Origin of the sequence: Flavobacterium glycines (genome assembly GCF_900100165.1) — a bacterium.
GTDB classification, from domain to species: Bacteria; Bacteroidota; Bacteroidia; order Flavobacteriales; family Flavobacteriaceae; genus Flavobacterium; species Flavobacterium glycines.
Map to the genome: position 1 here is coordinate 1,309,803 of NZ_FNEO01000001.1, position 19,752 is coordinate 1,329,554.

Consider the following 19,752-nt stretch of genomic DNA (forward strand, 5'->3'; position numbering starts at 1 on the left):
TCTGCGAAAGTTAAATTTTTCTTCAACAATAATTTATGATTAGTTTTTTGTCAATTCCCTTTTGAAGCGTTACTTTTGCAGCAGTTTTACAAAAACCTAATGAAAACCGCATTGAGCACAACTACAACTACATTTTCCCTGAAATCTATTTTTACCGATTTTAAAGAAATCACCAAGGCAGGATTGGCTATTAGTGTGTTGTTTTCGTCTATTGCCGGATATCTTTTAGGTTTTAATGATAATCAGCCGTTTCAATGGTCGGTTTTATTGATGCTTTGTGTGGGTGGTTATTGTATGGTGGGGGCTTCGAATGCTTTTAATCAGGTGATTGAAAAGGATTTGGATATTTTGATGGATCGTACTAAAAACCGTCCTGTGCCATCAGGCAGAATGTCTTCTGGCGTGGCTTTGGCAGTTGCAGGTTTACTTACTGTTATTGGTTTGGTTTTGTTGTACATGATTAACCCTAAAACGGCCATGTTCGGGGCTATATCTATCTTTTTATATACTTGTGTTTATACACCGCTTAAAACCATTACTTCTTTATCGGTTTTTGTGGGGGCTTTTCCGGGAGCGATTCCTTTTATGTTGGGTTGGGTGGCTGCGACTGGTGATTTTGGAATTGAGGCCGGGACTTTGTTTTTGATTCAGTTTTTTTGGCAATTTCCTCATTTTTGGGCTATTGGTTGGTTTTTATATGATGATTATGCAAAAGCAGGTTTTTATATGTTGCCAACAGGAAAACAGGATAATGGAACTGCTATGCAGGTGATTTTATATACCGTTTGGTTAATTATTGCTTCTCTTTTGCCAAGTTTGGGTTATACCGGAAAACTGTTTGTTACTCCTTATGCAGCTGTTGCGGTGTTTTTATTAGGGATGTGGATGTTGTTTTATGCGATTCAGCTTCATAAAAAGAAAACGGCTAAGGCGGCCCGAACCTTAATGTTGGTGAGTGTTTCTTATATTTCATTGTTGCAATTGGTTTATATAATAGATAAATTTTTAAGATAGTTATGAGTGTTACAATAACAACAGAAGAGCAAAAACAACGCAGTGCGAAGTCGTCTAAGATGATTTTGTTGTTTGCGATGGTGAGTATGTTTATGATGTTTGCGGGTTTGACGAGTGCTTTTATAGTAAGTAAGTCAAGGGTGGACTGGTTGAAGGATTTTCAGTTGCCAACCGCTTTTTATGTGAGTACTGTGCTGATTGTGGCTTGCAGCGTTACTTTTCATCTGGCAAAAAAAGCGATTCAAAAGGATGATCGCAGTCAGACTACCTTAATGCTTCTGGCTACTTTAGCGTTAGGAGTGTCTTTTGTGGTTTCGCAGTTTGAGGGCTTTGGTCAAATCATCGAAAGTGGTTATTATATGACGGGTCAGGGGAGTTCGATTACGGTGACTTTTCTTTATATTATAGCTTTTATGCACTTGTTGCACTTAGCGGGTGGCTTGATTTCACTTTTAATTATAATTTATAATCATTTTAAACAAAAATACAATTCGACTCAAACTCTTGGTATAGAACTAGGTGCAATGTATTGGCACTTTTTAGATTTACTATGGGTTTTATTATTTTTATTTATATATTTCTTTAAATAAGAAAAAAACGTAAATTTGGGAACTTTTTAACGAATAACTTTTATGGAAGCGACAGTTACTACTGCAAATAATGAAGAAACAACTTGGGGAGGCGGCAATGAGCCAATGAGAGCAAGTTATGGTAAAATGATGATGTGGTTCTTTATCATGTCTGATGCCTTGACGTTCTCAGGATTTTTAGCGGCTTACGGTTTTTCAAGATTTAAATTTATTGAAACCTGGCCATTGGCCGATGAAGTGTTTACTCACTTCCCATTTATGCATGGAGTTACTGCTCCTATGTATTATGTGGCATTTATGACTTTTATTTTGATCTTTTCATCTGTAACGATGGTTTTAGCTGTTGATGCAGGTCACCAAATGAAGAAAAATAAAGTAATAGTGTATATGTTTTTAACCATTATTGGTGGTTTAATTTTCGTTGGTTCTCAGGCTTGGGAGTGGAAAAACTTTATCAAAGGAGAATACGGAGCTGTTGAAACAAAAGGAGGAAGTATTCTTCAGTTTGTTAAAGATGGTAAACAAATTGCACTTGCTGATTTTGCAGTGAAATTACCTGAAGAAAGAGCACAATTGACAAGAAGTCGTGGTACATGGTTTCAGGAAGAAGCTAATTTGCCTTCTTACTCAGTTGCTGAGGTTCAGGCTGGTTTTAAAGCGCATCCTGATGTGTTGATTAGAACTGAACTTATTCATGATAAACAAAAAACTGTTCTTACAAGAGCTCAATCTGAAGCAAGATTAAAAGATGCTGTTTATGTGGTTGAGGGAGCTAACTTAGAAAGAAACGAATACGGAAGTAAGTTGTTTGCTGATTTCTTCTTCTTTATTACTGGTTTCCACGGATTCCACGTATTTTCCGGAGTTATTATTAATATTATTATTTTCTTCAATGTGTTGTTGGGAACATATGAGAAAAGAAAAAGTTATGAAATGGTAGAGAAAGTTGGTTTATACTGGCACTTTGTTGACTTGGTGTGGGTATTTGTATTTACAGTTTTCTATCTAGTTTAATTTTTTAAAGTTTTTATATTATGGCACACGCACATGAATCAAATGCAGGTAGAATTTGGAAAGTATTCGCAATTTTATCAGTAGTTACAATTATAGAGGTGTTTTTAGGGATTTATAAGCCAGATGCTATTCATCGCCAATATTTTCTTGGTATGAGCTTATTGAATTGGATATTTTATGGACTTACAGTGTTTAAGGCATATTATATTGTATGGGCATTTATGCACTTAGAAGGTGAAAAATCCAGTCTTAAGTGGTCTATAGTTTTACCAATTGTTTTTCTTGTCTTATACTTACTTTTCATTCTGTTGACTGAAGGGCATTATATTTATGGGGTTTTTAAAGATTCGACAATAAAATGGAATTTTTAACACTATATTAATTCAAAAAAAGGGCACGCTTTGCGTGCCTTTTTTTATTTTTGCACTTTAAAAAACACTTTTCCTGATGAAGAAAAATATTGTTCTTTTTGTACTTTTCATATTACCAATTGTTGCTTATCTTTTTTTTGCTTCAGGAGTTAATAGTTTTACCAAGTTGCCAGTTATTACTTCAAAAGTTGCCGATTTAGGAAATTGGGAATCTTTAAAAGGAGAGAAGGTGAGTTTGAATAATAAAATTACTATCCTGGGTTTCTCTGGTACCGAAATTTTGAAAAACAGAGGGAATCTGTTTAATCTAAATGAAAAAATCTACCAACGTTACCATAGCTTTAAAGATTTGCAGTTTGTGATGGTTTGCCCTTTGGGTGCCGAAAAAGATGTCAAAAAAATCATGGATGCTTTTGATGATTTTACAGATGTATCCCAATGGCATTTTGTTTTTGCAAGTCCTGAAGAAATTAAAGCGTATTATACTCAATTGAAATTAGTCAATAAATTAGATGTCAATTTTGGAACTTCTAATGTTTATATAATTGACAAAGAAAGGAATTTAAGAGGTCGTAAAGACAAAAAAGATTATTTGGAGGGTTATGATACTTTTCATCCTTCTGAGTTAAGTAACGAAATGCTGGATGATTTTAAAGTTATTCTTTATGAATATCGTGCAGCGCTTAAAAAGAATCACAACGCAACTAAGCAATTGTAAATCGTTTATTTATGTTAAAAAATAAGTCCTTTATTGGAATCGCATTTATAGTTTTGATCTTTGGTATTTATGCCGTGCCTAAGATTATTTCCCGTGTTCAAAACAGTAATGTAGTAAAAGCCGATCGTTTGGATAAGCTTTCTTCTTTTTCAGATACTGATGGGGTTTTGGAAAAAATTGGTCCTGCTCCTAAATTTGAATTAACAAATCAGGATGGGAAGAAGATAACTAATGCCAGTTACAAAGGAAAGGTTTATGTTTTAGAATTTTTCTTTACCACTTGTCCTTCTATTTGTCCAAAAATGAACCAAAGTATGTTGGTTCTTGAAAAAAAATTCTTTGGAAATCCTAATTTTGGAATTGTTTCTATAACTATTGATCCTATGCATGATACACCTGCAGTTTTAAAAGATCATGCGCAGTTGATAGGAGTGAAGTCTTCTAACTGGAATTTTTTGACAGGTGACAGGCAAACAATATTTGATTTGGCTAACAAAGGTTTTAATCTTTATGCAGGTGAAAATGCTAAGGTGAATGGTGGATTTGAACATTCGGGTATGTTTGCATTAATAGATAAAAATGGAAATATTCGTTGTAGGAAAGATGAATTTGGCAATCCAATTTTATACTATGATGGATTAGAAAAATCAGGAGTTAGAGACATTCAACAGGATATAAGTATTTTATTAGCAGAATAAATCATGGAGAAACAAAATTTGGAAACAAAATATAATAAGTGGATTGTAGTTTTGTCGGTAGCCATTCCATTAGTAGTGGCATTGCTTTTTGGAGTTAATTTAAGAAAATTAGGTTATGATGTAGAGCCTCTTTCTTTTTTACCACCTATTTATGCTACTATAAACGGAATTACAGCGGTTATATTGGTTTTAGCGGTAAGAGCTATAAAAAATGGAAACAGACAATTGCATGAAAATTTAATGAAGACGGCTATAGCCTGTTCAGTTGCTTTTTTAGGAATGTATGTGGCTTATCATATGACTTCTGATTCTACAAAATTTGGAGGAGAAGGAGTTATTAAGTATGTGTACTATTTTATTCTGGTAACTCATATCATTCTTTCTGTTGCTATTATTCCTTTGGTTTTAATCACTTATGTTCGTGCTTTAGCTCAGGTATTTGATAAGCATAAAAAAATAGCCAAAATTACTTTTCCTATTTGGTTGTATGTGGCAGTAACTGGTGTTATTGTATATTTAATGATTGCTCCTTATTATGCACACTAAAGAAAAAAGAAAAAAGAACCAAGAACAAAGAGAAAAGAATATTTTTAAGTTAGAATATATCTTTATCCTTTTCTCTTTTTTCTATGCTCTTTCTGCAAATGCGCAATGTGCTATGTGTAGAGCAGCATTAACTAATGATGCTAATGTGGAACAAGCCAAGGCTGTAAATGATGGAATTGTTTATTTAATGGTTATTCCCTATTTATTAGTAGCTCTTGTGGGTTATTTTGTTTATAAAATGAGAAAAAGCAAATCAAAAACAGAATAGATTTATTCTAATCCGTCAACAGAGATGTTGATTTCTCCATTTATTTTTACAAATGCAATAATAGCATTTTGACTCAATTCAATTTTTTGAAATTGAATATCATCCATTTTGCCATTTACAAAAACGCCGGTCATTGGTGAATAATTATTCATGTAATTCAGCATGTTTTTTTTGCCTTCATCCAAATTCGGTTTAATGGAATAGCGGCAATTTTGCTGTATTTTTTTCAAAATTATTCCTTGTGCAAGCCAGTTGGCTGTTCGTAACAATTTGTTTTTAGTATCCAGAACATAGTCCAGTTCGTCAAAATAAATTTCTTTTTTTTCGGTATTGTATTTTGGAAATCCGGCTAAATAGATGGTTCCGTTTATCGAGCCTGTCAGATCCAGGGCAATTACCATTTTTCCGCTTTTATGCCAGATATTTACGTCCTGAACAGTAACTTTTCTGGATCCGGAAGTAAATTCTTGTCCGGCAAAATTTTTCTTCATAATTCTGGAAGCATCCTGATAGCTGGACACCGCAATAATGTTGGCGTTAATTTGATTTGGAATTTTGTTTACTGTTTTTAACGTGATTTTATTGCTGTCAAATTTAGGTTCAGGGGTTTGCCCGATGATGGTTTCCATATTGCATTTGATTCCCATTTGCAATAAAAAGGAATCATTTTTTAAATGTGACGTTGTTGAGTAAATTTCTAATGGAACAATTCTTAGCCAGCTTTCATAGGCTTCATTCATTTGGAATGGAGTGCAGATTTTTTCTAAAGCTGTTAAGACATTTGGTTTAAAATCGGTTGATTTTTCAATTGCTTCATCGATCTTTTTTTCAATTTTTGATTTGAATAATTTTATTGAAGGATTGATTAAATATGTAACCGGCATGTTTTTGCCAAAAACAGTCATAGTTGGACTTTCGTTCCAATCCAGAGAACTTAATTCAGTTAGCGTTTTGAGTTTCCAGTTGTTTAAGTTCACTTTGCTGTTAAGGGTTACAATTCCATTAAGATTGAATTCTTTGGTGTTGTAAAGTGAAACTCCCATGGTTTTAGTTCCAATTCTATATTTGATGTTGGCTTTTAAAGGAAGAATTGTAGTGATTTTTTCCGAATTAGCATCATTACTGTTTTTAATTGTGATAGGTGCTAATTTCCAAATTTTCATTTCGATATCGTCATCTTCAATGTTGTTGTCTTCGTAAATTAAACCATTTAAAAAAAGATTGGTTTTGTTTTCAATATCTTTTAGTTTAATACTAATGGGTAAATTAATAAATGAAGGAACATTGTTGTATACTATTGGACTTGCGTCATCCGGTTCCGGTTTTAATGTGGCCAGTTTATGAGAAGTTGAGCAGCTTAAAAAGCTTAATAAACAGAAAGAAACGAGAGAATATATGATTTTTTTCATTCGACTGATTTGAAGGCGTAAATTTAGAAAAAGCTTTTAATTTCCGTCGAAAAAAGATATAGCTAAATTGCTGTTAGTTTTATATTTAAGATTTTAAAATGTTTTCTTCAGATGTGTGTATTCTTAAGTAATAAAAATTTATTTTTGTGTAGTAACTTTACTTCATTTTATTTGGATGATATGAATTTAATCAAACATAGGAGTTTACTACTCTTGCTTTTTCTAAGTTTTTATTGCAATGGACAATCTAAGAAATGGTCTTTGGAAGAGTGTGTAAAATATGCTTTAGATCATAATATTTCCATTCGTCAATCGGAGTTAGATACCCAAACAGCTGGGATTGATAAAAAAGATGCTTTTGGTAAATTCCTGCCTACGGTATCCGCTTCGGCATCACATTCCTGGAATATTGGTTTGAATCAGGATATCACTACGGGACTTTTAAAAAATCAAACTACTCAATTTACATCGGCGGGAGCCAATGTTGGGATTGATATTTACAAAGGTTTACAAAATGTAAATAATTTAAGAAAAGCAAATCTTTCCATTTTGGCATCCAAATACCAATTGCAAAAAATGCAGGAAGATATTGCATTGAATGTGGCAAATGCTTTTTTGCAGGTGCTTTTTAATAAAGAGAATTTAAAGGTTCAAAATGAACAATTGGCAATTGATAATAAACAATTAAAACGAACGGAAGAATTAGTCAATGCCGGAAATTTGCCTAAAGGTGATTTGTTAGATGTTAAGGCTACTATTGCTTCGGACAATCAAAAAGTAATAACAGCCGAAAATGCTTTGTTGATTTCTAAATTAAGTTTGGCTCAGTTGCTGCAATTAGACAGTTTTGAGAATTTTGATGTTGATGATGCGAATGAATTTCAAATGGATCAGGCTATTTTGTCGCAAACGCCAACAGCGATTTATGACAAAGCAAAGCAAGAGCGCATGGAGTTGAAAATTGCTCAGACCAATTTAGAGATTGCTCAGAAAAATGTGAGTATTGCCAAAGGAGCTTACCAACCTACATTGAGAGGTTTTTATAATTTTAACAGCCGTGTCTCTTATGCTGATGTGGCTTTGAGGGATAATACAACAGGAGCAATTATTGGTACTCAGTCTCCACCTAAATTTTTTGATCAGTTTAGTGATAATAAAGGGCAGTCTTTTGGCGGGCAATTGAATATTCCAATTTTTAATGGTTTTGCAACCCGTAATAATGTGGAGCGGACTAAAGTAAATTTTGAGAAATCGAAAATAGCATTAGAACAACAGGAATTGGATTTACAACGTAATGTGTATACTGCTTTTACTGATGCTAAAGGTGCTTTGAAAGCGTATGAATCTGCTGTTCAGGCCTTGGATTCTAGGTTAGAATCGTATAATTATGCCAGAGAAAAATTTGAAGTGGGATTGATGAATGCATTCGAATTGAGTCAGTCACAAACCTTACTTTCAGGAGCGCAATCAGAAGTATTAAGAGCTAAATACGATTATATTTTTAAAACAAAAATATTAGAATTCTATTTTGGAATTCCTATTGTAAAAAATTAGATACATTATGTCAAAGAAAAAAAAATATATCCTTCTTGCTGTTTTAGTAGTAGTTCTTGGAACAACATTGTATTTGTGGAAAAAAGGTCTTTTATGGAATAAAGACGAAGCAAAAGAAATTGAAATTGCTAAAATAGTTCCCATGACTATTGTGGAAACAGTATCGGCAACCGGGAAAATCCAGCCTGAAATTGAGGTGAAAATTGCTTCAATGGTTTCCGGAGAAATTATTGATTTGCCCGTAAAAGAAGGTCAGGTAGTAAAAAAAGGAGATTTATTAGTGAAAATAAATCCCGATTTGTATCTGTCAAGTCTCAACAGAACGGTGGCGGGATTATCAGGTTCTAAGGCCGGATTAACACAAAGTGAAGCGCAGTTTAAAGAAGCAAAATCCAGTTATGAAAGGAATAAGGTTTTGTTTGAAAAAGGTATTATTTCTAAGTCGGATTGGGATAAATCGATTGCGTCTTTTGAGGTAGCAAAGGCAACACGTCAATCGGCATATTACAGTGTTCAGAGTGCTTCTGCTTCGGTGAATGAAGCAAAAGATAATTTGGGAAGAACCAGTATTTACGCTCCGGCCGATGGTACAATTTCAGTACTTAATGTAGAATTAGGGGAACGAGTTTTGGGTACGCAGCAAATGGCCGGAACCGAATTAATGCGTGTGGCAAATTTGAATAATATGGAAGTAGAAGTGGATGTCAATGAAAATGATATTGTGAAAATCAAAGAAGGTGATTTGGCTAATGTTGAAGTGGATGCCTATTTGAAAAAACAATTCAAAGGAGTGGTGACGAGTATTTCTAATTCGGCGAGTTCAACTTTAACCGCAGATCAGGTTACTAATTTTAAAGTTAAGGTTCGAATTTTGAAAGAATCTTATGCTGATTTATTAGAAGGCAAACCGGCGACTTATTCGCCTTTCAGACCGGGAATGACGGCTACGGTGGATATTATTACGAAAACGAAAAGAAATGTTTTGGCAGTGCCTATTAGTTCAGTAGTGGTGAAATCGGATACTACAGCAGTTAAAATATCGGATAAAAAGAATCCTGATCCAAAAGAAGAAAAAAATACTGTTCCTAAAAACGATAAAAAATTGGAGTGCGTTTTCCTGAAAGTAGGGGAGAAAGCTAAAATTAAGATTGTAAAAACAGGAATTCAGGATGATACCAATATAGAAATTCTCAGCGGAGTGAAAAGTGGGGATGAAGTTATAACGGGGCCTTATACTACTGTGAGTAAAGAATTGAATTCGGGAGATAAGGTAAAGCTTAAAAAGGAAGGAGCTAAGAAATAAGTGGGTTCATTGTAAAACGCATTTGAATTTTTTAGACCTTTGCAAAAAAAATAAATTACCATTGAATTATATACTGAATATAGAAACGGCTACTAAAAGATGTTCTGTTTCAATTGCTAAAGAAGGGAAAACGATTGTTTGTAATGAAATAGCCGAAGAAGGTTATTCTCATGCAGAGCGTTTGCATGTTTTTATTGAAGAAAGTATAAAAGAAGCCGGAATAAGTTATAAAGATTTAGTTGCTATTGCTGTAAGTCAGGGGCCGGGTTCTTATACAGGATTGCGAATTGGTGTTTCTGCGGCGAAAGGTTTGTGTTATGCTCTAGGGATTCCGTTAATTGCTGTGGATACTTTAAAAGCTTTGGCAGCTCAGGTTAGAGTAGAATCAGGGATAATTGTTCCAATGTTGGATGCTAGAAGAATGGAAGTGTATAGCGCTGTTTTTTCAGCCGGTTTAGAGTCTAAAAGAGCAATTCAGGCTGAGATTATTACTGAAGATTCTTTTCAGGAATTTGATGAAACCTTATATTTTGTAGGTGATTGTGCCGGGAAATGTAAAACAGTTTTAACTAAGGCTAATTTTGTGTTTTTAGAAGATGTAGTCTATCCATCGGCTAACGAAATGAGTGCTTTTAGTTATGAAAAGCTTGTGAATAATGATTTTGTAGACGTTGCTTATTTTGAACCTTATTACCTGAAAGATTTTATGATAATGACTTCTAAAAAATAGTAACACAAACTTGTCATTCCGACGAAGGAGGAATCCCATCAAGTGACTCATACAATGGAATGATAGTTTTTAAGAAGTTTGTATAAAAAGCAAAAGCGTTTCAATTGAAACGCTTTTGCTTTTTATAGTGATTTTGTTTTAAGCGTTAATCGCTTCCACCTGAATTCTATCGTCGTTAAGCATGCTTTTTAACATGTTTTCGATTCCTGATTTTAAGGTGAAAGTTGAAGAAGGACAACCGCTACAAGCGCCCTGAAGAATTACCTTAACCGTTTTGCTTTCTTCGTCGTACGATTCAAAAGCAATATTTCCACCGTCGGCAGCTACTGCAGGTTTTACGTATTCTTCTAAGATATTGATGATTTGTTGTGAAGTGACATCCAGTTTTTCGAACTCTTCGTTTTTAATTTGCTCTTGCTTTTCGGCATTGATTACAACGCTGTCGTCAAGTACAATTCCACCATTTTCAATATATTGTTTGATGAAAGTTCTTAGTTCTAAGGTGATTTCGTCCCAGCTGTTCAAATCGTATTTGGTTACAGAAATATAATTTTCATCAATGAAAATTTCTTTCACATAAGGAAATTTGAATAATTCTTTTGCCAATGGTGAAGAAGCAGTTTGGTCGATGTTTTTGTATTCAACAGCGTTTTTAGTTAGCATTCTGCTTACTACAAATTTTAATGCCGAAGGATTAGGAGTTGTTTCACCGTAAACAGTAATAGGTTGTTTTTTAGGTTTGATTTCATCAAGGTTGATAATAACACCACCATTGTTTACAAAGTTTTCAATTTGCTCAGCTACAGCTTCCTTAACATCATCCCATTCAACAATACTAAATCTTTCGATAGCAATAAAATTACCTGAGATATAAACGGTTTTTACAAATGGTAAGTAAAATAATTGTTGGGCAAGAGGTGAAGATTTGGCTTCGTCTATGTTTTTAAACTCAAAACTTTCGTTTCGGGTAATAAAATCTTCAAATTCAAACTTTAATATAGTTGGGTTTTGCGTTTCTTTAACGGTTATTTTTGTCATGATTTTTGTAAATTTTTACAAATTTAGTAAAGTTATTTTCTATGATTAACTATATTTGGATTATTAATGAATAAATTAACTTAACTTTAGTTTTTAGCCAAAGTTTCTTTCGTTTTCTCAATTCATCCTGACTAATATTTTTTAAATGTATACTAAAACTAAATACTTTTTAATCTGCTTTTTTATAGGATTGTATGCTTATTCTCAGGAGGGTATTCCTGTGTATTCGGATTATCTTTCGGATAATTATTACCTGCTTCATCCTTCGATGGCAGGAGCTTCTAATTGTGCTAAATTAAGATTAACAGCCCGTAAACAATGGTTTGATCAGGAGGATGCACCTTCTCTGCAAACGCTGAGTTTTAATGGAAGAATAGGTGAGAAAGCCGGAGGAGGAATTATACTTTTTAGTGATAAAAACGGATATCATTCTCAAAAAGGGGTCAAGTTTACGTATGCTTATCATTTGATGTTTTCCAGAGATGAAATCGATTTGAATCAGCTGTCTTTTGGTATCAGCGGAGGATTAATTCAGAGTCAGTTGGATGAGACTAAATTTTTGCAATCAGGTGATTTTGATCCGATTGTTGACGGAACAATAGTTCAAAAAGATTCTTATTTCAATGTAGATATTGGGATGTCTTATAATTATTTGGATTTTTACGTTCATGGTACTGTTAAGAATGCCATCGAAAGCCGTCGTGAGATTTACACGGGATATGAAAGTGATAATTTGAGAAAGTATATTTTGAGTTCAGGATATATTTTTGGAGATAAATACAGAATTTTATGGGAGCCTTCTATAATGTTTCAATATACTGAGTTAACTACTGAAAAGGCAATTGATATCAATATGAAAGCCTATAAAAACATGGATTTTGGTAGTTTATGGGGCGGCTTGTCTTATCGAACCAGTTTTGATGGTGCCGAATTTAATAACGGAAATGGAACTTCAAAACAACGTTATCAATCCATATCTCCAATTGTGGGTGTGAATTATAATAATTTCATGTTCGCTTATACTTATTCCCATTTAGGGGGAGATGTGAAATTTGGCACAGGAGGTTTTCACCAAATTACATTAGGGCTTAATTTGTTCTGCAAACGTGAGAAATACGAATGTAATTGTCCTGCTATTAATTAATTTCTTTAAATGCTATGTTGATAAAATCGGTTAACGGAAAATCACCTATAATTCCAGAAAATTGTTATGTGGCTGAAAATGCTACTATTGTTGGTGATGTTAGTTTTGGTGATTCATGCAGTGTTTGGTTCAATGCTGTAGTAAGAGGCGATGTTAATTATATCAAGATTGGTAATAAAGTCAATATTCAGGACGGAGCTGTTATTCATTGTACATATCAAAAATACCCAACGATAATAGGAAATAATGTTTCAATTGGGCACAATGCCATCGTACATGGTTGTGTGGTACAGGACAATGTTTTAATAGGAATGGGGGCTATTGTGATGGATAATTGTACTATCGAAAGTAATTCCATTATTGCTGCAGGAGCTGTAATTACCCAAAATACCGTTGTTACTTCGGGCTCTATTTGGGCGGGAGTGCCTGCTAAAAAAGTCAAAGACTTAAATCAATCCGGTTTTGCTGGTGAGATTGAGCGTATTGCCGAAAATTATTTGTTGTATTCCAGTTGGTTTAAAGAAGAGGAATAATTACAAATTAATTTTTTCAAAGAAAGCGTTCTTATAGCTTTCGCTGATTGGGATGCGTTTGTCAGCAATTAACACCTTGTTTTTCTGAATCGATTTTACATATTTTATATTGATAATATAAGAACGGTGAATTCGTGCAAAACCTTTAGAGGAAAGTGTGTTTTCCAGTTTGATTAAGCTGGTTAAAGTTAGGGTGTATTTATTATCAGTGGTGTATATTTTTACATAATCTTTTAATCCTTCGATAAATAAAATATCTGAAAAATTAATTTTTACATTTTCGTATTCTGAACGCACAAACATAAAATCAGGTTCAGTTTCAGAAGTAGCCGTCGGAAGAGTAGTAGTTGTCGGAGCTGTTTTATTAGAAAGAAATAGTTGTTGTGCTCTCATAACCGATTTTAAAAACCGATTAAAAGGAATTGGTTTTACCAAATAATCGACAGCGCCAAGATTAAATCCTTCTACAGCATAATCGGAATAGGCTGTTGTGAAAATTACTAAAGGTTTTTTGTCAATGGCGTTTAGGAAATCGATACCTGAAAAATGTGGCATTTCGATATCTAAAAATATCAAATCCACATTGGAAGTATTAATCATCGCGATGGCATCAATAGCATTATTGAAAGTATTGATGAGTTCGAGACTTTCTACTTTGCTTACAAACTCTTTGATTAAATCAACCGCTAAGGGTTCGTCATCAATAATTACACACTTCATCATGTTTATTTTTCCAATGTTTCTAATTCTAAATTCAAATGAACGCTGTATTTGTTATCCGTTTGTTCAATAGTTAGTTGGTGTGCGTTTGGATATAAAATATTCAGTCTGTTTTTAATATTGGTTAATCCAATTCCGGAGTTGTTTGGGTCTTTGATTTGGTTTTCAATTTTATTTTCAATCCAAAAATCCAGGATATTATTTTCTATACTGATTTTGATTTTTACAAAAGCGGCTCCTTTATAATCGGTTCCATATTTAAAAGCATTTTCAATAAACGAAATCAGTAATAAAGGCTCAATTAATTTGTTTCTGGTATCGCCATGAATGTTTAAAAAGATGTTTTCGATGTTATTTAATCGCAATTTTTGTAAATCGATATAGTTTTTAATATAGTTGATTTCCTTTTCTAAAGATACAGCTTTGTTGTCGGTTTCGTACAACATATAGCGCATCATTTCGGACAAAGTTACAATAGCATCCGGAACTAAATCGGATTTTTTATAGGCTAATGAATAAATACTATTCAAGGCATTGAACAGAAAATGTGGATTAGTTTGCTTTCTTAAATAGTTTAATTCTGTTGATGTTTTATTGGTTTCAGAAATTAATTTGTTTTGTTCGTTAGTGTAAAATTCTGAAAGTGTTTTGATTAAAGTGCTAATCGAAACAATGAATAAATAAAATAAAGAAGGAAAAAATTTAAAGAAAAATGGAGGTTTTTTTTGAAAAATTTTATCCCGAATGATTTCTTTTCCATTAATGTCAAATATTCTTTGAGCCATTTCCGGTTTATGAAAATCAGGGCTGAAATAGAAAATTTTAATACAGCTTAAAATCGTAACAAGGCTTACGATTATTGCTAAATACGCTGTATATTTTTTTTGTAAAAGTAATTTGGGTACAAAATAAAAGTAGTTAGCATAAAACAATACAATACCACTGGACCATTGGATATAAAATTCGGCATTAATGCTGGTGAAATTTTGATAAAAAGGCAGTAAGGAGGCAATTATTAAAAAACACCAAATGATACTGTGAATCAGTATTTTGTTAGAATTGTTGTTTGTAATTCCTTCTAAGTTCATCTAGGTTTTAATTGACAATAAAATTAAATCTTTTTTTGTAATTGTTGGTGATGTTTTGGCTCTCAATTTTTCTAATACCAAATTACCTACTTTGAGCGCCTCTTCTTCATTTTCAAATGACTTTTGATTTTGAATCACCGGAATGATGGATTGCCTGATAATAATTTTATCGTTGTTTTTAATTACATATCCCCAGCCGGTAGTTGTTTTCATGGACTCCAGAGTTAATCCTTGTTTGTTGTTACAGGCTGCTAAAAGCAATAAACAGCATATTAGTAAGAGGAATTTTCCTTTGTTGAATAAAAAATTCTTCCGGAGTGACATCCGGAAGAATTGTGATTGTTTATTAGTTGTCATCATCATTTTGTTCATCCTGAGGTTTTAATTCCCAAACATCATCATAATAAGTAGATCCTGATCGGCCTAACAATACAAAACCTCTTTCGTTGATTCCAAAACCTATTGCGTCTGTTCTTCCGGAACCTTCAAGAGAAGTTTTTTCGTTCCAAACATCAGTTGAAGGATTGTATTCCCAAACGGTTTTTGAACTTTCTCCGGCAACAACATAGCCTAATCCATTCATTGAAAAAGCAGATGCATTGGTACGTACAATATTGTAATCATCGTTGTATGATTCGTCATCGTCGTCGTCCTGATCGATATCGCGTTTTCTGGTCCATGTTTCGTTACTTGGATCAAACATCCAAAAATCAACCTGATATACTCCGTTGTTGATGCCTGTTCCTAAATAAGCTTTGTCATCAATTACAAAAACAGCCGCATTGCGTCGTTTGTTTCCGCTAAAACCATTTAATTGTGTCCAGGTGTCAGAATTAGCATCGTATTGATAAAAATCTTTTAGATAATTTCCGTCGTAACCGGTTCCAAAATAGCCTTTTCCTCCTACTTGAAAGCCAACGGCCGAATAGCGTGCTGTTCCTGTAAAATCAGTTTTTTGTGTCCAGGTGTTGTTGTCCGGGTTGTACTGATAGAAATCTTTTAACTTATTTGTTCCATCATATCCCAAACCAATATAACCATTCCCTTCTATTGAAAATCCTGAAGCCGAACTTCTGGCAACACCTGTAAAATCAGCTTTTTGCTCCCAATAATCACCATCTGAATTATACGCCCAAAGATCTTTTAAATATTCATCTCCTGTATAACCTGTGGCAACATAAGCATAGGAACCAATTACGAAACTGGCGGCACTTGATCTTGCTGGTCCATCAAATGAAGATTTTTTAATCCAGTTACCTAATAATTCTTCTTCGTCATCATTATTAGTACAACTTACAAATACCAAACCTAATAATAGCATGGTAATTAATGTTCTTCCTTTTAAAATAGTCATAATTTAGTTTATTTGTTACGGTTTGTATTTTATGCCAATGTTGAAGAGGTATCCGTCATTAGCATCGAAATTGAATTTTGTTGTTCCTCTGTTATCTGTTAAGATGTATTTTTTGTTGAATTGGTAGCCTCCCTGAAAATTCAAAAACCAATTTCTATCTACATTTCTTTCATATTCGAATGCCGTGGTCATTTGAGAAAAGCTTATTTTGCCGGCACTCAAATTGGGACTGATAGTTCTGCTTTGATCGAGTTTATAGAATTCACCATCAAAACTGTTGTTCAGACTAAATGTGTTTCGGTCATTATTGGAATAATGAATACTCGTGTTAGGAAAACCAAGTTCTAAGGATGTATTTACGTTCAGTTTGCTATAAAAAGCTATTGTTGGAAGTACTTGTGCTTTTCCAAAGACACTCATCCTTTTTATACCTAAATTAATGCTGCTTTTTTGACTGAAGTTATATTGAAATTCGGCTCCGCCAAATAAATTAACATCTGAAAAATCCAGATTATTTTCGAAAGCGGCAACTGTTTTCAACTCTAAATTCAATGCTGTTTTTTTATTAAATTGATGACTGAGTTCCAGATTGTTTTCTATTCGGTTGAAATTATTTTTATTCTCTGCCGAATAATAATTGTCCAAATTGTAATTCAGTAGGGTGCTTTTATAGCCAATGCTGTTTGTCATTTTGTTTTTTGAATCCACATCTTTAGAAAACGAAAAGCCTACTTCTGTTTCATTTTTTGTTATTTGTGCTGTAGGAATCGTTTTTATGTTCAATTCTAATGAGTAGCTGCTTTGTGCAGTTATTTTGAGAATTGAAATCATAAAAATGAGCGTTGTATAATATTTTAATTTCATTTATTTCTTTATTGCATCAAAAGTAATTTCATTATCTATTTTAAAAAAAGAAGATATATAGATGCCTTTTTTTCATAGACAAAATGGCTATTTGTTAGGTCGAATGCTTTTTAAAAATCTTAATCGATTCTGTAGATTAAAAACTGTTTTTTATAGATGCAAAATCCTCGTTAGTATATGTTGTTAGGCATGGTAGTTAGTGCTCTGCTATATTTGTTCAAAAAATTTTTATGTACAGATTGTTTACAGTGCTGTTTTTCGGGATACTATTTATTTCTTGTGATTCAGATGTCGATGCGGGGGAGTTTGTGGTAGGTTCTGATAATTTATCGGTGACTAATAAGGTCATACTAATTGATACGGCTACGGTTGAGGTTTCAACAATCAATTTTGATTCATTAAAAACTTCTGGTCAAAGCAGGATACTTTTAGGTAACTATGATGATCCTATTTTCGGGAAAGTGAAATCGGATAGTTATTTTCAACTGACTTCTTCAGCTTATAATTTACAAACAACAAGTTCGGATACTGAAGGAGCTAATTATGTTTTTGATTCTATCAGAATGGTTTTGGTTCCGGATAAGTATTATTACAGTGATACGACTAAAGTGCAATCGATAAGTATTCATCGTTTATTGCAAAAGGTAAAACCAAATACTGAAGATGATAGTTTTTATAATAATTCAAGTTTGAATTATGATGCAGCAAGTATTGGTACGGCCTCTTTTAAACCAATGCCGAATAGACAGGATACTGTTTTTGTAAAAATGGATGCTGTTTTTGGAGATGCCCTTTTTCAAAAGTTAAAGAAGCGTGAAATCACTACTGAAGATGAATTTATAGAGTATTTTAAAGGTTTGGTAATTCGATCGGTTTCTGAGAATTCATCCTGTGTGATGGGATTTAAAACAACTGGTTCGTTGCAATTGTTTTATTCGAAAAAAGTAAGTGAATCGGGAACTTCTTTATTAAAAGAATTTACCATTGATGATGTTTCCAAACAATTTAATAGAATTTCTTTGGATAGAACAGGAACCATTTTAAAAGATTTACCCGGTACAACCGAACGATTGTCGAGTGATTTAACAGAGAATAAGTCTTTTATTCAATCAGGAACAGGACTGGCTTGCAGAATTGATTTTCCGAATATCAAAGAGTTAAAATACATTACCGAAAAAGGAACAATTGTAGATGCAAAGTTAATTATCCGGCCGGTGAATAACACTTATTCTAAAACCTATCCATTAGCTGATTCTTTAAGTATTTATGTAGCCGATAAACTGAATCGAATAAAAGGAACATTAAACTCGGCTTCCGGTTATCCTATTTATGCTGTTTTGAATAAAGCTGAAGATGAGTTTGATGAAAATATAGGTTATAGTATTCCGCTGGGTACTTTTTTATACAATGAAATGATTAAACAATCCGATTCAAAATCGGCTTTGATTTTAACGATTCCAAATATTTTTAACGGAGTGAATCGTTTGGTTTTAGGTAATCAAAAAAACGCAGGAAATAAAATTCAATTGAAAATATATTATATCTCTTATTAGATGAAAAATACAATCAAAATAATAAGCTTTTTGATTTTAGTTTCTTTTAGCACTTACGGACAAAGTTTGTCGAGCTCTCCTTATTCGATTTTTGGATTAGGAAGTTTGTATGAGTCGGATTTTGGTTCTATTCCCAGTATTGGTTCTTCGGGTGTTGCTTTGCCTTCCAGTCGATTTATTAATAATTTGAATCCTGCTTCGCTGGGATTTATGAATCAAAATCACTTTATATTTGATGTAGGAGGTAGTGCTATTCAAACTTCTTATCAAAATCTTTCCAAAAAAGAAAATCGCAATAACATTCAGTTCTCCCATATTGCTTTTGCTTTTCCGTTAACTGCTAAGTCAGCGGTTAGTTTTGCATTGAAGCCTTATTCCAGTGCCGGTTTTAAAATTTCCGATTATAAGTTGCCTATTCAGGATAGTAATGAGGAATATACTCTGAGCGCAACAGGAACAGGCGGGTTGAATAATTTTGATATTTCGTATGCGCATCGAATTGGAAAAAAATTATCTTTAGGTTTGTCAACTTCTATTCTTTTTGGAACCACCAAAGATTCCAGAGAATATGTGATTGCCAATTCTGTAACTACAATAGATAAAGAGTCTGTGTACAATGGTGCCCGATTAAATTTAGGTACTCAATTTAAAGTAGATTCCACTTTTACGATTGGAGCTAATTTTAAATCGCCTTCCAGAGTTAATGCTTCTAAAGTGCAGTCGGTAATAACGTACAATGCTGAATTAGAAGCTTCGAATACAGTTGAATCAAATGCAAAATCGGATACGGATGATTATTATTTGCCATTCGAATTTACAACCGGATTCAGTAAGCAATTTCGAAATAATTTAAGCTTAACGATGGATTATGAAAAGGCTTTTTGGGTAGATACTAATCAGGCTGACCTTTATGGTAATTATCTAAATCAGGAAAAATTTAAAATGGGACTGTCCTATAAAAAAAGCAAGAATATCCGAAGCTATTTTGATCGAATCCAATTTTCAGCCGGATTGAATTATGATACCGGTTTTTTGGAAGTAGATAATAAAAGAATTGAAAATAAAGCTATTTCTTTAGGATTGAGTTTGCCAATAGAGAATACTTTTTCAGCTCTTAATATATCTTATTCTTATGGTCAAAAAGGAAGAATTAGTAATGGGTTGATTAAAGAGAATTACCATAAAATATCGGTAAATCTTTCTTTGGATGGGATTTGGTTTGTGAAGAGAAAAATCAATTAGA

Annotated in this window: 22 protein-coding genes; 15 read left to right on the forward strand and 7 right to left on the reverse strand. The window is 33.2% G+C overall.

Going from position 1 to position 19,752, the window contains the following annotated elements; translation table 11 throughout:
• Nucleotides 1–99: 99 nt before the first annotated feature.
• The 8 genes from cyoE to BLR17_RS05235 all read left to right on the forward strand — a co-directional run bounded on the left by cyoE (nucleotide 100) and on the right by BLR17_RS05235 (nucleotide 5,219).
• Nucleotides 100–1,014 (forward strand): heme o synthase, encoded by a 915-nt coding sequence (gene cyoE, locus BLR17_RS05200; protein ID WP_066327011.1) that lies wholly within the window; start codon nucleotides 100–102, stop codon nucleotides 1,012–1,014.
• Between the two features lie 2 nt (nucleotides 1,015–1,016).
• Nucleotides 1,017–1,604: a cytochrome c oxidase subunit 3 gene (locus BLR17_RS05205; RefSeq protein WP_066327010.1), complete on the forward strand. Its 588-nt coding sequence runs from the start codon at nucleotides 1,017–1,019 to the stop codon at nucleotides 1,602–1,604.
• Between the two features lie 42 nt (nucleotides 1,605–1,646).
• Nucleotides 1,647–2,618, forward strand: a complete 972-nt coding sequence (locus tag BLR17_RS05210) for a cytochrome c oxidase subunit 3 (protein WP_066327008.1) — start codon at nucleotides 1,647–1,649, stop codon at nucleotides 2,616–2,618.
• A gap of 20 nt (nucleotides 2,619–2,638) precedes the next feature.
• Complete coding sequence (locus BLR17_RS05215; RefSeq protein WP_066327006.1) at nucleotides 2,639–2,989, forward strand: cytochrome C oxidase subunit IV family protein; 351 nt, start codon at nucleotides 2,639–2,641, stop codon at nucleotides 2,987–2,989.
• Nucleotides 2,990–3,065: 76 nt separating this feature from the next.
• Complete coding sequence (locus BLR17_RS05220; protein ID WP_066327005.1) at nucleotides 3,066–3,707, forward strand: hypothetical protein; 642 nt, start codon at nucleotides 3,066–3,068, stop codon at nucleotides 3,705–3,707.
• Between the two features lie 11 nt (nucleotides 3,708–3,718).
• Nucleotides 3,719–4,405 carry an SCO family protein gene (locus BLR17_RS05225; RefSeq protein ID WP_066327004.1) on the forward strand — a complete coding sequence of 229 codons (687 nt, stop codon included), beginning with the start codon at nucleotides 3,719–3,721 and terminating at the stop codon, nucleotides 4,403–4,405.
• Nucleotides 4,406–4,408: 3 nt separating this feature from the next.
• Complete coding sequence (locus tag BLR17_RS05230) at nucleotides 4,409–4,951, forward strand: DUF420 domain-containing protein (RefSeq protein WP_066327002.1); 543 nt, start codon at nucleotides 4,409–4,411, stop codon at nucleotides 4,949–4,951.
• The gene (locus BLR17_RS05235) at nucleotides 4,941–5,219 is read left to right on the forward strand and encodes a hypothetical protein (RefSeq protein ID WP_066327000.1); all 279 of its coding nucleotides are present in this window, start codon (nucleotides 4,941–4,943) and stop codon (nucleotides 5,217–5,219) included. The genes BLR17_RS05230 and BLR17_RS05235 overlap by 11 nt, the downstream gene beginning before the upstream one ends.
• A gap of 2 nt (nucleotides 5,220–5,221) precedes the next feature.
• On the opposite strand, the gene BLR17_RS05240 is transcribed toward BLR17_RS05235, so the two are convergent.
• Entirely contained in the window at nucleotides 5,222–6,628 is a 1,407-nt protein-coding gene (locus BLR17_RS05240; protein ID WP_066326998.1) for a DUF4403 family protein, read from the reverse strand.
• Nucleotides 6,629–6,808: 180 nt separating this feature from the next.
• Here BLR17_RS05240 and BLR17_RS05245 point away from each other — a divergent pair, with 180 nt between their 5' ends.
• From BLR17_RS05245 to tsaB, 3 genes are all read left to right on the forward strand, one after another.
• Nucleotides 6,809–8,182, forward strand: coding sequence for a TolC family protein (locus tag BLR17_RS05245; protein WP_066326997.1), 1,374 nt, complete (start codon nucleotides 6,809–6,811; stop codon nucleotides 8,180–8,182).
• Between the two features lie 7 nt (nucleotides 8,183–8,189).
• Nucleotides 8,190–9,485, forward strand: a complete 1,296-nt coding sequence (locus BLR17_RS05250; RefSeq protein ID WP_066326996.1) for an efflux RND transporter periplasmic adaptor subunit — start codon at nucleotides 8,190–8,192, stop codon at nucleotides 9,483–9,485.
• A 61-nt stretch (nucleotides 9,486–9,546) separates the two neighbouring features.
• A complete protein-coding gene (gene tsaB / locus BLR17_RS05255; RefSeq protein WP_066326994.1) occupies nucleotides 9,547–10,215 on the forward strand; it encodes a tRNA (adenosine(37)-N6)-threonylcarbamoyltransferase complex dimerization subunit type 1 TsaB in 669 nt (222 codons plus the stop codon).
• 138 nt (nucleotides 10,216–10,353) lie between these two features.
• Here the strand turns inward: tsaB and BLR17_RS05260 are convergent, their stop codons facing one another.
• On the reverse strand, nucleotides 10,354–11,253 hold the full coding sequence (locus BLR17_RS05260; RefSeq protein WP_066326990.1) for a NifU family protein: 900 nt from the start codon (nucleotides 11,251–11,253) through the stop codon (nucleotides 10,354–10,356).
• A 145-nt stretch (nucleotides 11,254–11,398) separates the two neighbouring features.
• On the opposite strand from BLR17_RS05260, the gene BLR17_RS05265 reads away from it, so the two are divergent.
• On the forward strand, nucleotides 11,399–12,397 hold the full coding sequence (locus tag BLR17_RS05265) for a PorP/SprF family type IX secretion system membrane protein (protein WP_066326989.1): 999 nt from the start codon (nucleotides 11,399–11,401) through the stop codon (nucleotides 12,395–12,397).
• 14 nt (nucleotides 12,398–12,411) lie between these two features.
• Nucleotides 12,412–12,930, forward strand: coding sequence for a gamma carbonic anhydrase family protein (locus BLR17_RS05270; RefSeq protein ID WP_066326988.1), 519 nt, complete (start codon nucleotides 12,412–12,414; stop codon nucleotides 12,928–12,930).
• Here the strand turns inward: BLR17_RS05270 and BLR17_RS05275 are convergent, their stop codons facing one another.
• From BLR17_RS05275 to BLR17_RS05295, 5 genes are all read right to left on the reverse strand, one after another.
• The gene (locus tag BLR17_RS05275; protein WP_066327551.1) at nucleotides 12,931–13,650 is read right to left on the reverse strand and encodes a LytR/AlgR family response regulator transcription factor; all 720 of its coding nucleotides are present in this window, start codon (nucleotides 13,648–13,650) and stop codon (nucleotides 12,931–12,933) included.
• A gap of 5 nt (nucleotides 13,651–13,655) precedes the next feature.
• Nucleotides 13,656–14,738, reverse strand: a complete 1,083-nt coding sequence (locus tag BLR17_RS05280) for a sensor histidine kinase (RefSeq protein ID WP_066326985.1) — start codon at nucleotides 14,736–14,738, stop codon at nucleotides 13,656–13,658.
• Nucleotides 14,739–14,951, reverse strand: a complete 213-nt coding sequence (locus BLR17_RS16555; RefSeq protein ID WP_245683115.1) for a DUF4907 domain-containing protein — start codon at nucleotides 14,949–14,951, stop codon at nucleotides 14,739–14,741. It lies immediately after the preceding gene.
• 133 nt (nucleotides 14,952–15,084) lie between these two features.
• Entirely contained in the window at nucleotides 15,085–16,092 is a 1,008-nt protein-coding gene (locus BLR17_RS05290) for a Kelch repeat-containing protein (protein ID WP_066326983.1), read from the reverse strand.
• A 15-nt stretch (nucleotides 16,093–16,107) separates the two neighbouring features.
• On the reverse strand, nucleotides 16,108–16,923 hold the full coding sequence (locus tag BLR17_RS05295) for a DUF6268 family outer membrane beta-barrel protein (RefSeq protein ID WP_139068341.1): 816 nt from the start codon (nucleotides 16,921–16,923) through the stop codon (nucleotides 16,108–16,110).
• A gap of 263 nt (nucleotides 16,924–17,186) precedes the next feature.
• On the opposite strand from BLR17_RS05295, the gene BLR17_RS05300 reads away from it, so the two are divergent.
• On the forward strand, nucleotides 17,187–18,509 hold the full coding sequence (locus tag BLR17_RS05300; RefSeq protein ID WP_066326979.1) for a DUF4270 family protein: 1,323 nt from the start codon (nucleotides 17,187–17,189) through the stop codon (nucleotides 18,507–18,509).
• Complete coding sequence (locus tag BLR17_RS05305) at nucleotides 18,510–19,751, forward strand: BamG family beta-barrel-assembly machinery protein (protein ID WP_066326973.1); 1,242 nt, start codon at nucleotides 18,510–18,512, stop codon at nucleotides 19,749–19,751. It abuts the gene before it with no gap.
• Nucleotide 19,752: the final 1 nt, after the last annotated feature.

Excerpts from the sequence above, each read along its gene's own strand:
- BLR17_RS05230 (WP_066327002.1), top strand. The coding sequence starts at position 4,409 with ATGGAGAAACAAAATTTGGAAACAAAATATAATAAGTGGATTGTAGTT.
- BLR17_RS05215 (WP_066327006.1), top strand. The coding sequence starts at position 2,639 with ATGGCACACGCACATGAATCAAATGCAGGTAGAATTTGGAAAGTATTC.
- BLR17_RS05290 (WP_066326983.1), bottom strand. The coding sequence starts at position 16,092 with ATGACTATTTTAAAAGGAAGAACATTAATTACCATGCTATTATTAGGT.
- BLR17_RS05245 (WP_066326997.1), top strand. The coding sequence starts at position 6,809 with ATGAATTTAATCAAACATAGGAGTTTACTACTCTTGCTTTTTCTAAGT.
- BLR17_RS05235 (WP_066327000.1), top strand. The coding sequence starts at position 4,941 with ATGCACACTAAAGAAAAAAGAAAAAAGAACCAAGAACAAAGAGAAAAG.
- BLR17_RS05210 (WP_066327008.1), top strand. The coding sequence starts at position 1,647 with ATGGAAGCGACAGTTACTACTGCAAATAATGAAGAAACAACTTGGGGA.
- BLR17_RS05260 (WP_066326990.1), bottom strand. The coding sequence starts at position 11,253 with ATGACAAAAATAACCGTTAAAGAAACGCAAAACCCAACTATATTAAAG.
- BLR17_RS05275 (WP_066327551.1), bottom strand. The coding sequence starts at position 13,650 with ATGAAGTGTGTAATTATTGATGACGAACCCTTAGCGGTTGATTTAATC.
- BLR17_RS05220 (WP_066327005.1), top strand. The coding sequence starts at position 3,066 with ATGAAGAAAAATATTGTTCTTTTTGTACTTTTCATATTACCAATTGTT.
- BLR17_RS05240 (WP_066326998.1), bottom strand. The coding sequence starts at position 6,628 with ATGAAAAAAATCATATATTCTCTCGTTTCTTTCTGTTTATTAAGCTTT.
- BLR17_RS05280 (WP_066326985.1), bottom strand. The coding sequence starts at position 14,738 with ATGAACTTAGAAGGAATTACAAACAACAATTCTAACAAAATACTGATT.
- BLR17_RS05305 (WP_066326973.1), top strand. The coding sequence starts at position 18,510 with ATGAAAAATACAATCAAAATAATAAGCTTTTTGATTTTAGTTTCTTTT.
- BLR17_RS16555 (WP_245683115.1), bottom strand. The coding sequence starts at position 14,951 with ATGAAAACAACTACCGGCTGGGGATATGTAATTAAAAACAACGATAAA.
- BLR17_RS05265 (WP_066326989.1), top strand. The coding sequence starts at position 11,399 with ATGTATACTAAAACTAAATACTTTTTAATCTGCTTTTTTATAGGATTG.
- BLR17_RS05295 (WP_139068341.1), bottom strand. The coding sequence starts at position 16,923 with ATGATTTCAATTCTCAAAATAACTGCACAAAGCAGCTACTCATTAGAA.
- cyoE (WP_066327011.1), top strand. The coding sequence starts at position 100 with ATGAAAACCGCATTGAGCACAACTACAACTACATTTTCCCTGAAATCT.
- BLR17_RS05300 (WP_066326979.1), top strand. The coding sequence starts at position 17,187 with ATGTACAGATTGTTTACAGTGCTGTTTTTCGGGATACTATTTATTTCT.
- BLR17_RS05205 (WP_066327010.1), top strand. The coding sequence starts at position 1,017 with ATGAGTGTTACAATAACAACAGAAGAGCAAAAACAACGCAGTGCGAAG.
- BLR17_RS05270 (WP_066326988.1), top strand. The coding sequence starts at position 12,412 with ATGTTGATAAAATCGGTTAACGGAAAATCACCTATAATTCCAGAAAAT.
- BLR17_RS05225 (WP_066327004.1), top strand. The coding sequence starts at position 3,719 with ATGTTAAAAAATAAGTCCTTTATTGGAATCGCATTTATAGTTTTGATC.
- BLR17_RS05250 (WP_066326996.1), top strand. The coding sequence starts at position 8,190 with ATGTCAAAGAAAAAAAAATATATCCTTCTTGCTGTTTTAGTAGTAGTT.